Raw genomic sequence first — 12,447 nt, 5'->3', positions numbered from 1 at the left:
TGCAGCCATGGCGCTGAAGCGATTGACGCCACGTGAGATCAGGCGCTTAATGTCGCTGTAGCGTTTCTCCTCTCCGCGAAATTGGTATGACCAAAATCTCCAGGGCCGCCAGCACACCGGCAGCCGCCGAGTCCCTTGCCCGGCTCAGCGACCGGGTCGCCGCGCAGTTGCGGACGCTGATCACGCAACGCGGCCTGGCGGTCGACGCGCGCCTGCCCGCCGAGCGTGCCCTGGCTGCGGAACTGGGCGTGTCCCGCCCGGTGTTGCGCGAGGCCATCGCCCAGCTCGCCAGCCAGGGGCTGCTGCGGGCCCGCGTGGGCGGCGGTACCTACGTGCAACGGCCACCGACCCCGGAGGACCACGTGGTGGCGCCGCTGCAGCCGTTCCTGCCGCTGCTGCACGCCGACCCGGAATACCGTTTCGACGTGCTGGAGGCTCGCCACGCCCTGGAAGGCGCCACCGCCTGGCACGCGGCGCTACGCGCCACCGACGACGACCGCGCGCGCATCGACGCCGCGTTCGAGGCGCTGCTGCAGACCCATGCGCAGGCCGATGCGGCCGCCCAGGCGCATGCCGATGCCGACTTCCATCTGGCCATCGCCGAGGCCACCCACAACCGCGTGCTGCTGCAGGTGATGCGCGGCCTGTTCGACCTGCTGCAGGCCAACATCTCGCAGAGCCGGCAACAGCTGTTCGCCTCGCCGCGCATCTTCGCCGCCCTGCACGCCCAGCACCGCGCCTTGCGCGACGCGATCCTGGCCGGCGACCCGGAACGCGCCCGCGCCGCCGCGCACGCCCACCTGGAATTCGTGCACAGCGCGCTGCGCACCCTCGACGAGGACGATGCGCGCCGCGCCCGCGCCTCGCGCCTGCCCTCCTCTCCCTGACCGCCCCGCTCCCATGATCATTTCAGCGTCCACCGACTACCGTGCCGCCGCGCAGCGCCGGCTGCCGCCGTTTCTGTTCCACTACATCGACGGCGGCGCCTATGCCGAGCACACCCTGCGCCGCAACGTGTCCGACCTGAGCGACATCGCCCTGCGCCAGCGGGTGTTGCGCGAGGACATGTCGGCGCTGGACCTGCGCACCGAGCTGTTCGGCGAACGCCTGGCCTTGCCGGTGGCGCTGGGGCCGGTGGGCCTGACCGGCATGTACGCGCGGCGCGGCGAGGTGCAGGCGGCCAAGGCGGCTGCGGCCAAGGGCGTGCCCTTCACTCTGTCCACGGTGTCGGTGTGCCCGATCGAGGAAGTGGCGCCGGCGATCGACCGGCCGATGTGGTTCCAGCTCTACGTGCTCAGGGACCGCGGCTTCATGCGCAACGCGCTGGAGCGCGCCAAGGCGGCCGGCGTCACCACCCTGGTGTTCACCGTGGACATGCCGGTGCCGGGCGCGCGCTACCGCGACGCGCATTCGGGCATGAGCGGACCCAATGCGCCGCTGCGGCGCATGCTGCAGGCGGTCACCCATCCGCGCTGGGCCTGGGACGTGGGCCTGCGCGGGCGCCCGCACGACCTGGGCAATATCTCCACCTACCGCGGCCACCCGACCGGGCTGGCCGACTACATCGGCTGGCTCGGCGCCAACTTCGACCCGTCGATCACGTGGAAGGATCTGGAATGGATCCGCGCGTTCTGGACCGGGCCGATGGTGATCAAGGGCATCCTCGACCCGGCCGACGCGCGCGATGCGGTGCGCTTCGGCGCCGACGGCATCGTGGTCTCCAACCATGGCGGGCGCCAGCTCGACGGCGTGCTGTCCAGCGCGCGGGCGTTGCCGGCGATCGCCGATGCGGTGCAGGGCGAGCTGAAGATCCTGGCCGATTCCGGCGTGCGCAGCGGCCTGGACGTGGTGCGCATGCTGGCGCTGGGTGCCGACGCGGTGCTGCTCGGCCGGGCCTTCGTGTACGCGCTGGCCGCCGCCGGCCAGGCCGGCGTGGAGCACCTGCTGAGCCTGATCGAGAAGGAGATGCAGGTGGCGATGACCCTGACCGGCGCCAAGTCGATCGCGGCGATTTCGCGCGAGTCGCTGGCGCAGGTGACGCGCGAGGCGATGGTCTCGGCGTAGGGCGTGTCAGCCATTCGCAACCTGCCAGGCCGCGATGGCGCGTGCCTGTCGCGAGGAAGCCAGAACGCGGATGGCAAGGCACGCCAGCGAATGACGCCCTCGCCACCGCGCGCGCTCGGGGTGGCAGGCGAGCCGCGGCATTGACGGCGCGCGGCACGACCTGACGACCGGCAGGCGCTGTGCGCCGCACCGCCAGCGGCGCGCTTGCCGGCCCGATGCGGTGCGTCGCCCTCCGGATCGGTGGCACACCTGGCGCCACCACCACCGACCCGCCCTAGCCCGCCTTGCGCCGCGCCGGCGCCTTGCGTGCGGCCGGCTTGGCCTTGGCTGCCGCCGGTTTCGCGCGCGTGGCTTTCTTCGCCTTGCCGGACGCCGCCTTGGCCGGCTTGCTGGCCTTTTTGGCGGTCTTGCGCACGGGCACGCGCTCGTCCTGCTTGGCCGGCGTGCGCTTCTTGGCCTCCAGGCTCTTCTGCAGCAGCGACATGAAGTCGACCACGTTGGTGGCGGCATCCTCGCGGTGCGGGGCCTCGGCGTCCTCGTCGACCTGGGTGGTGCCCTCCTGCGCCTTGATCCGCTTCTGGATCACCGCGTGCAGCCGCTCGCGGAATTCGTCGTGGTAGGCATCGGGATCCCAGCGCCCGGACATCGAGTCGATCAGCTGCGCCGCCATCTCGGTTTCCTTCGCGCTGATCCGGTAGTCGGCGGCCTTGCCGCTGGGCAGCGTGTAGTCGTCCAGGTCGACCAGTTCCTGCGGATAGCGCAGCAGGATCAGCACCAGCGCGTCCTGCAGCGGCATCACCGCCGACAGGTATTCGCGGGTGCGGATCACCACCCGCGCGATGCCGACCTTGCCGGTGCTGCGCAGCGTCTCGCGCAGCAGCACATAGCCCTTCTCGGCCTTCTTGCCCGGCACCAGCACGTAGGGCTTTTCGAAGTAGCGCAGGTCGATCTCGGCGGCGTCGACGAAGGCTTCCACCTCCACCGCCTCATGGCTCTCCGGCGCGGCCGAGGCGATGTCCTGCTGCTCGACCACCACGTAGTTGCCCTTGCTGTATTCGTAGGCCTTGACGATGTCCTTCCACGGCACTTCCTCGCCGGTATCGGCATTGACCCGCTCGAAGCGGATCGGGCGCTTGTCGCGCGCGTCGAGCATGCGGAAGTGCAGATCGACCCGGCGTTCGCCGGACATCAACGACACCGGCACGTTGAGCAGGCCGAAGGACAGCGTGCCGGTCCAGATCGGGCGCGGCATCAGTGCGCCTCCATGCCGGTGGCCTGAGCCGGCAGGTGATCCAGCGCCTGCCAGGCGTCCTCGACCACCTGCCGCGCCTGGTCCCAGTCCAGCCGCGAGTCGCCGCGCACCAGGTCCCAGTGCGCGGCCAGCTCGCCATCGGTCTCCGCTTCCGGCCCGCGCGGCCAGCCGCGGGCGTGGGTCTGCAGGGCGAAGGCATAGGCCGGGCACAGGTCGCGCCACGGGGTGCGGTGGCGCGCACGGCGCTGGCGATAGTCGGCCAGGCTGTAGCGGCGGTAGTCCGGCGCATCCTGCGGGCGCGGTGCGGCGCCACGGCGACGCGGCGGCGGCACGCTCGGCAAGGGGTCCAGATGGGCGTTGAACAGCAAGGGGTCGGGGCGGTCGCTGGGGCGCATGGCAGGGCTCCGGGCGGCAACGTCGGCGGGGGGATGCGCAGCAGTAGCGCCCGCCCCGTTAGCGGTTCGTGACCGACGCGTGCAAGGGCCGCGATTCGCAATGGCTTCACTGCCGCGGCGGTGAACTGGACCTCCGCCGCCATTCCTCTGGAGGAACCGGACATGACCACGCCCACCGATCCGCTGCGCCAGGCCCCACCCGTTCCCGGCGAACAGCGCGGCAAGCGTCACACCCAGGACCGCGAAGACCGCGGCGCCGGCGACAGCCCCGAGACCATCGTCGAACACGAACCGCGCACCGGCGAAAACCGCGCTGCGCCGCAGGACACGCCGGCGCACTCCACCCCCGACACCGCGCACGGACGGCACGCCGACGCCAACCAGGACGAAGCGCTGGAAGAAACCTTTCCCGCGAGTGATCCGGTATCGCCGTTCGTGCCGGCGAAGCCGCCGAAGGGGTCTTAGCGGGAGGCGTCTTAGGACGTTGTTGTCGCGCTCGTCGTCGTTTTGCGACGTACAACGGATGTGTGTAGGAGCGGCTTCAGCCGCGACCCGAGCATTTTCGGAAGGCCCGTCGCGGCTGAAGCCGCTCCTACGGCAGTGCCCGGCGCTGCGTTGTGGTGAGCATCATCGCGCATCCTTTGCATCGGCCAGTACATCGACTTGGTCGGTGACCTGCTCAATGGAAGAAGCTTGCTTCACCAGGGACACGAACCCTCCTCCACTGCGTCCGAATCCCGTCCATGTAGGAGCGGCTTTAGCCGCGACCGACGTTACCGGTAACGCCACGGTCGCGGCTAAAGCCGCTCCTACCAATGCATAAGGTCGCGCGCTTCCACGGCTACACCTTCCCCGCCGCCTCCAGCGCGGCGTACTCGCTGTCGGCGAACAGCCGCGAGCGCACCAGGAAGCGCACGCCTTCGCCGTTCTCCAGTGAGAACATGCCGCCGCGGCCGGGCACGACGTCGATGATCAGCTGCGTGTGCTTCCAGTAGGCGAACTGCGACGGGCTGATGTAGAACGGCGCCTCGCCGATCTCGCCCAGCAGCACGTCGCGGTCGCCGACGATGAAGTCGTCCTGCGGATAGCACATCGGCGAGGAACCGTCGCAGCACCCGCCGGACTGGTGGAACAGCAGCGCGCCGTGCCGCGCCCGCAGCTTGGCGATCAGCTGCAGGGCCGGCAGCGTTGCCAGTACCTGCGGCGGCAGCGCGGCCGCGGGCGCGGACGCGTCCATCAGGCGGCCATGTCCAGCACGATGCGGCCTTCGATCTTGCCGGCGTGCATGCGTGCGAACACGTCGTTGATGTTGTCCAGGGTGTCGGTGGCCACAGTCGCGGCGACCTTGCCCTGCTCGGCGAATTCCAGCGACTCCTGCAGGTCCAGGCGGGTGCCGACGATCGAGCCGCGCACGGTCACGCCGTTGAGCACCATGCCGAAGATATCCAGCGGGAACTCGCCCGGCGGCAGGCCGTTGAGCGAGACGGTGCCGCCGCGGCGAACCATGCCGATGGCCTGTTCGAACGCCTTCGGCGAGACCGCGGTGACCAGCGCACCGTGCGCACCGCCGATCTCCTTCTTCAGGTACGCCACCGGGTCGGTGGTGCGCGCGTTCACCGTCACCGTCGCGCCCAGGCGCGTGGCCAGCGCCAGCTTGGCGTCGTCCACGTCCACCGCGGCCACGTTCAGGCCCATCGCCTTGGCGTACTGCACCGCCATGTGGCCGAGGCCGCCGATGCCGGAGACCACCACCCAGTTGCCAGGCTTGGTGTCGGTGACCTTCAGGCCCTTGTACACGGTGACGCCGGCGCACAGGATCGGTGCGACCTCGACGAAGCCGATGCCCTTCGGCAGGTGGCCGACGTAATTGGCATTGGCCAGCGCGTACTCGGCGAAGCCGCCGTTGACCGAGTAGCCGGTGTTCTGCTGCGTCTCGCACAGGGTTTCCCAACCGCCCAGGCAGTGCTCGCAATGGCCGCAGGCCGAGTACAGCCACGGAATGCCGACGCGGTCGCCTTCCTTGACGTGGTCCACGCCGGCGCCGACCGCCACCACGTGGCCCACGCCCTCATGGCCGGGAATGAACGGCGGATTCGGCTTCACCGGCCAATCGCCTTCGGCCGCGTGCAGGTCGGTGTGGCACACACCGCAGGCCTCGATCTTGACCAGAATGTCGCCGGCCTGCGGCCGCGGTACCGCCACTTCCTCGATCGCCAGCGGCTTGCCGAATTCCCGCACCACGGCGGCTTTCATCGTCTTGTCCATTGCAACGCTCCTGAGAAAAACGGGTGATGTCACCATCGCGCGACCGGCGACGGAGTGCCTTGATCCAGATCAGTTGCTGGCAGGCGACGACACGCTGCTGTGTACCGCCGCCCTGCCCCATGCGTCAGAAGAAGCCCAGCGCCTTCGGCGAATAGCTGACCAGCAGGTTCTTGGTCTGCTGGTAGTGATCGAGCATCATCTTGTGGTTCTCGCGGCCGATGCCCGACTGCTTGTAGCCGCCGAACGCGGCATGCGCCGGGTAGGCGTGGTAGCAGTTGGTCCACACCCGCCCGGCCTGGATCGCGCGGCCCATGCGGTACAGCCGCGCGGCATCGCGGCTCCACACGCCCGCGCCCAGCCCGTACAGCGTGTCGTTGGCGATCGCCAGCGCCTCGGCCTCGTCCTTGAAGGTGGTCACCGACACCACCGGGCCGAAGATCTCCTCCTGGAACACGCGCATCTTGTTGTGGCCCTTGAACACCGTCGGCTTGACGTAGAAGCCGCCGGCCAGGTCGCCGTCCAGCGCGTTGCGCTCGCCGCCGATCAGCACTTCGGCGCCCTCCTGCTTGCCGATATCGATGTAGGACAGGATCTTCTCCAGCTGCTCGCTGGAGGCCTGCGCGCCGACCATGGTGTTGGGGTCGAGCGGGTTGCCCTGCTTGATCGCCGCCACGCGCTTGAGCGCCTTCTCCATGAAGCGCTCGTAGATCGATTCCTGGATCAGCGCGCGCGACGGACAGGTGCACACCTCGCCCTGGTTGAAGGCGAACAGCACGAAGCCTTCCACCGCCTTGTCGAGGAAGTCGTCGTCCTCGGCCATGACGTCGGCGAAGAAGATGTTGGGCGACTTGCCGCCCAGCTCCAGCGTCACCGGAATCAGGTTCTGGCTGGCGTACTGCATGATCAGCCGGCCGGTGGTGGTCTCGCCGGTGAAGGCTATCTTGGCGATGCGCGGGTTACTGGCCAGCGGCTTGCCGGCCTCCAGGCCGAAGCCGTTGACCACGTTGAGCACGCCTGGCGGCAGCAGGTCGCCGATCACTTCCATCAGCACCAGGATCGAGGCCGGGGTCTGCTCGGCCGGCTTCATCACCACGCAGTTGCCCGCGGCCAGCGCCGGCGCCAGCTTCCAGCACGCCATCAGCAGCGGGAAGTTCCACGGGATGATCTGCCCGACCACGCCGAGCGGTTCGTGGAAGTGATAGGCGATGGTGTCGTGGTCGATCTCGGAGATGCCGCCTTCCTGCGCGCGCACCGCGCCGGCGAAGTAGCGGAAGTGGTCCACGCACAGCGGCACGTCGGCGTTGAGCGTCTCGCGCACCGGCTTGCCGTTGTCCCAGGTCTCGGCATAGGCCAGCAGTTCCAAGTTCTGCTCGATGCGGTCGGCGATCTTCAGCAGCACGTTGCTGCGCTCGGTGCTGGAGGTCTTGCCCCAGGCGTCCTTGGCGGCGTGCGCGGCGTCGAGCGCGGCTTCGATGTCCTCGGCGTTGGAGCGCGCCACCGCGGTGAACACCTTGCCGGTGATCGGCGTGCTGTTGTCGAAGTACTGCCCGCTCTTCGGCTCCACCCACTTGCCGCCGATGAAGTTGCCGTAGCGCGACTTGAAGATGGACTGCGGATCGGTGGCATGCGGCTTGGCGGTGCTGACGGCGTTCATCGTGTTCTCCTTCGGCGGTCGGAAAGGACGGGCAGGGCCGTCCGGTAGCCGCATATGCGCAAGTCCGATGCCAGGTTTTGCGTGCTGCGCCGCGTCACGCGGTCGCACCGCGACACAACGACGCAGGTGCGCCGGTTTTGCTGCGTCGCGTCACGTACGGCGATTGCACCGCGCCGACGGATGTGCTGTTTATCGGGACACCCGTATCAACAGGTGTCGCAATCTGCGACAGCGGAGCCGGACATGGCGCAACCATCGCAACATCAGCTCGGCCTGGCGCGCCGCGCCTTCTTCGAACGCGGCGGCGCGCCGGTCGGGCAGGTGCCCGACACCATCCTGCAGTCGTGGCAGCGCTGCCAGCGCCTGGGCCTGGCCGCAGACGCCAAGCCAGCGATCGAGCCGCTGGAGGCCTCGCGCCTGCGCGCCCTGCGCGAGGCGCACGAGCGCCTGTGGCGGCTGGCCCGCGCCGAACTGGAAGGCCTGGCCGGCGACGCCGCGGCCACCGGCAGCATCGTGCTGCTCACCGACGAAGCCGGCTGGATCCTCGACGCCGAAGGCAGCCCGCGCTTCCTCGACAAGGCGGGCAGGGTGGCGCTGATGCCCGGCGCGTGCTGGAGCGAAACCCAGGTCGGCACCAATGCGATCGGCACCGCCATCGTCGAAAGCCGCTCGGTGGAAGTGCGCGGCGGCGAGCACTACTTCGCCCCGCATCAGATCCTCAGTTGCGCGGCGGTGCCGATCTTCGATCCCTATGGCGGCCTGGCCGGCGTGCTCGACATCTCCGGCGACGCCAGCGTGCAGCACATGCATGCGCTGGCACTGGCGCGGATGGCGGTGGCCAACATCGAGCACCGTTACTTCGACGACGGCATTCCCGGCTGCGAACTGCTGCGCGTGCACCACGACCCGGCGCTGCTCGGCACCGCGCGCGAGGCACTGCTGGCGTTCCGCAACGGCCGCCTGGTGGCGGCCAACCAGGCCGGGTTGCGGCTGTTCGGGCTGGAACGCCACGAACTCGGGCGCGCGCCCTACGAGGCGCTGTTCGAGGAACCGCTGTCGCGGCTGCGCCAGCAGGGCAGCGTGTTCGACCTGCAGGGGCGCGCACTGCACGGACGCATCGACAGCCCGGCCGACGACCGTCCGCGGCGGCGCCCGCAGCAGGCGCCGATCACCGTGACCGCGTCGTCGCGGCCTTCGGCGGCGGCCGCGTCCGACGCGCCGTTGTTCGATGCCGCGCAGGAGCTGGCGCTGGAACGCGCGCGGCGCGTGCTCGACGCGCAATTGCCGGTGCTGGTGCAGGGCGAGACCGGCACCGGCAAGGAAGTGTTCGCGCGCGAACTGCACCGGCGCAGCGCGCGCGCCGGGCGCCCGTTCGTGGCGGTCAACTGCGCGGCGCTGCCGGAAGGGCTGATCGAAGCGGAACTGTTCGGCTACGAGGACGGCGCCTTCACCGGCGCGCGCAAGCACGGCAGCCCGGGCCTGCTGCGCCAGGCCGATGGCGGCGTGCTGTTCCTGGACGAGATCGGCGACATGCCGCTGGCCTTGCAGCCGCGGCTGCTGCGCGTGCTGCAGGAACGCGAGCTGCTGCCGCTGGGCGGCGGCAAGCCGGTGAAGCTGGATTTCGCGCTGATCTGCGCCACCCACCGCGACCTGGACGCGGCGATGGCCGAACAGCGCTTCCGCCCCGACCTGTACTACCGCATCGCCCACCACTGCGTGCAGGTGCCGGCGCTGCGTGCGCATCCGGACCGGCGCACGCTGGTCGCCGAGCTGTGGACGCGGCTGGGGCAGGGGAGGCGCCTGACCGAGGCGGCCCTGGCGACGCTCAGCGCCTATGCGTGGCCGGGCAACCTGCGCCAACTGGTGGCCTGCCTGCGCACGCTGGTGGCGTTGAGCGAGGCGGACGCGCTGGTCGATACCGACGCCTTGCCGGCCTACCTGCCCGGCCTCCGCGCGGCGGAGCAGGGCGGCCACGGTGGCGCCGCGATGCCGTTGCCCGATGCCGACCTGGACAGCCTGGCGCTCGGCGCCATGCGCCAGACACTGGATGCCTGCCACGGCAATGTGTCGCAGGCCGCGCGCCGGCTGGGCATCAGCCGCAGCACGCTGTATCGGCGGCTGCAGTTGGGGACGCACTGAAGCAGGGTGTCGCGACGCTGCCGGCAACACTGCACACGATCATCGAGCTCGCCTGTAGTGATCGCCAATCGCCAGCAGCGACGTGATGAGCATGCGTGTGAGGCGGCTACGTCCCGGCGCCTGGCTGCGCTGCTGCGCCTGTGCCGCCAGGACCGCTCAGGGAAGGAGGCGCACGCGCTTCACGAACCGCAACCGCTCGTCCGGGCCCGGACCGGCAATGCGGTCGCCGTTGGCTTCGGTGGCGTACTCCAACGCGACCTGCCTGCCCTTGAGTGCCTTCTTCAACACCGACACCTCGCTTTCTGGGTCGACGACAAACCAGTCGCCACACTCCATCGCGCAATACGCCTCCACCTGCCGCCCATCGGCCGCACGCACGACGATGGTCATGTCGTCGATGCCGCCGCCATCGACCAGCGTGCCGGTGACGGACGCGGCCAGCGCGGTGATCGGCGTGAGGGCGAGCAGGGCGAGCAGCCATCCGGTTTTCATCAGCGTCTCCAAACGCGTGCGAGGGTGGCAGCGTACTGACGGTGCCCGCGCAATGCTGCACGTTGACGACCCACTCAGGGCATGAAATCCCATTGCAACCCGACCGTATAGCTGCGATCCGGACCCGGCTCGTAGTAACGGCCATTGCCGTCGTTGACGATGACCGAACCGATGTAGCGGCGATCGAACGCGTTGTCGATGCGCGCGAAGGTCCGCAGGGTGCCGTGCGCGGTGGTCCAGCGCCGCGCCGCTTCCAGGTTGAGCACGGCGTAGCCGGGCGCGGCCTCGCTGGCCAGGTCGTTGACCACGGTGTCGCCGGCGGCCACGCCCTCCACCGCGAACTGCCAGGCGCGCGGCTGCCACTGCCAGCGCGCGAACAGTTGCTGGCGCGGCACGCCGGGCAGGCGCGTGCCGGCGGCCACCACCGCGGTGGGCGTGGCGCAGCCGCTGCTGGCGCAGGTCAGGTAGGCCTGGCGCACGGTCGCCTGCAGCCAGGTGTAGGCCAGCTGCAGTTGCGCGCTGTCGCCCAGCGGCAGGGTCAGGCTGGTCTCGGCGCCCTGGCGGCGGGTGCGGCCGATGTTGCGGTAGGTGCTGCGGCCGTTGGTGTTGCTGGCCACCGCCAGTTCGTCGTCGGTGCTGGCGCGGAACAGCGCCGCGTCCCAGCTGGCGCCGGCGGCATTGCGCCACTTCGCGCCCAGTTCCAGGTTCTGGCTGCGCGCAGCGGCCAGGTCCAGGGCCAGGCCGGCGCCGCCGTCGCGGCGGTAGCCCAGCTCGTTGAAGGTCGGGGTCTCGAACCCGCGCCCGGCCGAGGCGTAGAGCCGCAGATCGTCGCTGACGCGGAACACCAGCCCGGCCACCGGCGTGGTCGCGGCATAGTCGGTGCGGCCGCTGTCGTCGGGGTTGCGGCCGACGATGTAGGCGTCGTCCGAGCGGAACCGCACCTGGCTGTGGCGCAGACCGGCCAGCAGCGACCAGCGCTCGGCGAACTGCCACCAGGCCTGGGCGAACTGGTCCACGTTCTCCACCCGGTCCTGCTGGTCGCGGCGCAGCCGGCCCTTCACCCCCAGCGTGCTGCCGACGAAGTTCTCGTAGCCGGTGCGGTGCTGTTGCTGGCGATCGGCATTGGCACCGACGGTGAACTGGAACGGGCGGCCGCCCAGTTCGCCCTGCCAGGCCCAGCGCGCGTCGAGGCCGCCGTAGTCGCCATCCAGGTCGATCACGCCGCCGGCATTGAGCGGGTTGCTCTGCGCGCCCACCGGCACCGACAGGTACTGCTCCACGTCGCGGCGCCCGGCGTAGCCCATCAGCCGCCAGGTCTGCCGGTCCACCTGCTGGGTGAAGATGGCGCCGGCCTGCACCTGGCGGGTGGACTTGCGGGTATCGAACTGGCTGGCCGCGGCGGTGGCCTGGCGCGGGTCGGCGGCGACCTGGGCGCGGCTCAGGCCCAGCGGATCCTGCGCATCGGGCGCCTCCAGTGCGTTGAGCAGCAGGTCCAGGCGCCGCCCCGGTGCCAGGTCGATGCCGATCTTGGCGTTGAAGGTGGTGCGCTGCGCGTGGCTGTGGTCGCGGTAGCCGTCGGTGCTGAAATGGGTGGCGGCCAGGTTGTAGTGGACGCCGCCCTGCTGGCCCAGCGCCTGCGCGCTGAGGGCGGCGGTGCCGTGGCTGCCGATCGCGCTGCGCAGCCGCCACGGATCGTCCGGCTGGCCATCGGCGCTCCACAGCTGCACCACGCCGCCGGAGGAATTGCCGTACAGCGCCGAGAACGGCCCGCGCAGCACCTCGACCCGCTCGCTGCCGAACAGGTTGAAGTTGGACAGTTGGCCCTGGCCGTCCGGCATGGTGGCCGGGATGCCGTCGAGCAGCAGGCGCACGCCGCGCACGCCGAACGCCGAGCGCGCGCCGAAGCCGCGGATCGACAGCTGGGTGTCCTGCGCATAGTTCTGGCGGTCGCGCGCGAGCAGGCCGGGCACCCCGGCCAGGGCCTCGGACGCCTGCACGCCGAGGCGGTCGCTATCGCCCAGGCCGGTGGTGGTCAGCGACGCCGGCAGGTCGAAATCGGCGACACCGCCGACGCGGGCGGCCTGGACCTGCAAGACGGGCAGGGTGGTGGCGGGATCCTCGCCGGGGGCGGCGCGGACCAGGGACGACAGCGCCATGGCGCAGGCCCCGCAAAGCAGGGCGGAGGG

Annotated in this window: 11 protein-coding genes; 4 read left to right on the top strand and 7 right to left on the bottom strand. The window is 70.3% G+C overall.

Features of this window, described 5'->3' with window-relative positions; all coding sequences use genetic code 11:
* The first annotated feature begins 86 nt into the window (after window positions 1–86).
* Both lldR and lldD read left to right on the top strand, forming a co-directional pair.
* Window positions 87–887, top strand: a complete 801-nt coding sequence (lldR, locus tag FHR56_RS18355) for a transcriptional regulator LldR (RefSeq protein WP_184502735.1) — start codon at window positions 87–89, stop codon at window positions 885–887.
* Window positions 888–900: 13 nt separating this feature from the next.
* A complete protein-coding gene (lldD, locus tag FHR56_RS18350) occupies window positions 901–2,064 on the top strand; it encodes an FMN-dependent L-lactate dehydrogenase LldD (RefSeq protein ID WP_184502734.1) in 1,164 nt (387 codons plus the stop codon).
* 274 nt (window positions 2,065–2,338) lie between these two features.
* On the opposite strand, the gene FHR56_RS18345 is transcribed toward lldD, so the two are convergent.
* Together FHR56_RS18345 and FHR56_RS18340 are read right to left on the bottom strand one after the other, a co-directional pair.
* Window positions 2,339–3,316, bottom strand: a complete 978-nt coding sequence (locus tag FHR56_RS18345) for a Ku protein (protein WP_184502733.1) — start codon at window positions 3,314–3,316, stop codon at window positions 2,339–2,341.
* On the bottom strand, window positions 3,316–3,711 hold the full coding sequence (locus FHR56_RS18340) for a hypothetical protein (protein ID WP_184502732.1): 396 nt from the start codon (window positions 3,709–3,711) through the stop codon (window positions 3,316–3,318). Before FHR56_RS18340 ends, FHR56_RS18345 begins: the two co-directional genes overlap by 1 nt.
* A 162-nt stretch (window positions 3,712–3,873) precedes the next feature.
* Here FHR56_RS18340 and FHR56_RS18335 point away from each other — a divergent pair, with 162 nt between their 5' ends.
* Window positions 3,874–4,176, top strand: a complete 303-nt coding sequence (locus FHR56_RS18335) for a hypothetical protein (RefSeq protein ID WP_184502731.1) — start codon at window positions 3,874–3,876, stop codon at window positions 4,174–4,176.
* Between the two features lie 376 nt (window positions 4,177–4,552).
* Here the strand turns inward: FHR56_RS18335 and FHR56_RS18330 are convergent, their stop codons facing one another.
* The 3 genes from FHR56_RS18330 to adh form a co-directional block, all read right to left on the bottom strand.
* The gene (locus FHR56_RS18330; protein WP_184502730.1) at window positions 4,553–4,948 is read right to left on the bottom strand and encodes a DUF779 domain-containing protein; all 396 of its coding nucleotides are present in this window, start codon (window positions 4,946–4,948) and stop codon (window positions 4,553–4,555) included.
* A complete protein-coding gene (gene adhP / locus FHR56_RS18325) occupies window positions 4,948–5,976 on the bottom strand; it encodes an alcohol dehydrogenase AdhP (RefSeq protein ID WP_184502729.1) in 1,029 nt (342 codons plus the stop codon). Before adhP ends, FHR56_RS18330 begins: the two co-directional genes overlap by 1 nt.
* 124 nt (window positions 5,977–6,100) lie before the next feature.
* Window positions 6,101–7,630, bottom strand: coding sequence for an aldehyde dehydrogenase (gene adh, locus FHR56_RS18320; RefSeq protein WP_184502728.1), 1,530 nt, complete (start codon window positions 7,628–7,630; stop codon window positions 6,101–6,103).
* 243 nt (window positions 7,631–7,873) lie between these two features.
* Between adh and FHR56_RS18315 the strand changes: the two genes are divergently transcribed.
* A complete protein-coding gene (locus FHR56_RS18315; RefSeq protein WP_184502727.1) occupies window positions 7,874–9,769 on the top strand; it encodes a sigma-54-dependent Fis family transcriptional regulator in 1,896 nt (631 codons plus the stop codon).
* Window positions 9,770–9,925: 156 nt separating this feature from the next.
* Here the strand turns inward: FHR56_RS18315 and FHR56_RS18310 are convergent, their stop codons facing one another.
* Together FHR56_RS18310 and FHR56_RS18305 are read right to left on the bottom strand one after the other, a co-directional pair.
* A complete protein-coding gene (locus tag FHR56_RS18310; RefSeq protein WP_184502726.1) occupies window positions 9,926–10,261 on the bottom strand; it encodes a hypothetical protein in 336 nt (111 codons plus the stop codon).
* A gap of 74 nt (window positions 10,262–10,335) precedes the next feature.
* Window positions 10,336–12,417, bottom strand: a complete 2,082-nt coding sequence (locus tag FHR56_RS18305; protein WP_184502725.1) for a TonB-dependent receptor — start codon at window positions 12,415–12,417, stop codon at window positions 10,336–10,338.
* Window positions 12,418–12,447: the final 30 nt, after the last annotated feature.

The sequence above is a fragment of the Xanthomonas sp. F10 genome, assembly GCF_014206815.1.
GTDB classification, from domain to species: domain Bacteria; phylum Pseudomonadota; class Gammaproteobacteria; order Xanthomonadales; family Xanthomonadaceae; genus Xanthomonas_A; species Xanthomonas_A indica.
The sequence above is the reverse complement of the archived record's forward strand: the minus strand, read 5'-3'. Positions and strand labels throughout refer to the sequence as shown.

Coding starts and splice junctions, on each gene's coding strand:
- FHR56_RS18310 (WP_184502726.1), bottom strand. CDS start 10,261: ATGAAAACCGGATGGCTGCTCGCCCTGCTCGCCCTCACGCCGATCACC.
- FHR56_RS18335 (WP_184502731.1), top strand. CDS start 3,874: ATGACCACGCCCACCGATCCGCTGCGCCAGGCCCCACCCGTTCCCGGC.
- FHR56_RS18305 (WP_184502725.1), bottom strand. CDS start 12,417: ATGGCGCTGTCGTCCCTGGTCCGCGCCGCCCCCGGCGAGGATCCCGCC.
- FHR56_RS18330 (WP_184502730.1), bottom strand. CDS start 4,948: ATGGACGCGTCCGCGCCCGCGGCCGCGCTGCCGCCGCAGGTACTGGCA.
- lldD (WP_184502734.1), top strand. CDS start 901: ATGATCATTTCAGCGTCCACCGACTACCGTGCCGCCGCGCAGCGCCGG.
- FHR56_RS18315 (WP_184502727.1), top strand. CDS start 7,874: ATGGCGCAACCATCGCAACATCAGCTCGGCCTGGCGCGCCGCGCCTTC.
- adh (WP_184502728.1), bottom strand. CDS start 7,630: ATGAACGCCGTCAGCACCGCCAAGCCGCATGCCACCGATCCGCAGTCC.
- lldR (WP_184502735.1), top strand. CDS start 87: ATGACCAAAATCTCCAGGGCCGCCAGCACACCGGCAGCCGCCGAGTCC.
- FHR56_RS18340 (WP_184502732.1), bottom strand. CDS start 3,711: ATGCGCCCCAGCGACCGCCCCGACCCCTTGCTGTTCAACGCCCATCTG.
- adhP (WP_184502729.1), bottom strand. CDS start 5,976: ATGGACAAGACGATGAAAGCCGCCGTGGTGCGGGAATTCGGCAAGCCG.
- FHR56_RS18345 (WP_184502733.1), bottom strand. CDS start 3,316: ATGCCGCGCCCGATCTGGACCGGCACGCTGTCCTTCGGCCTGCTCAAC.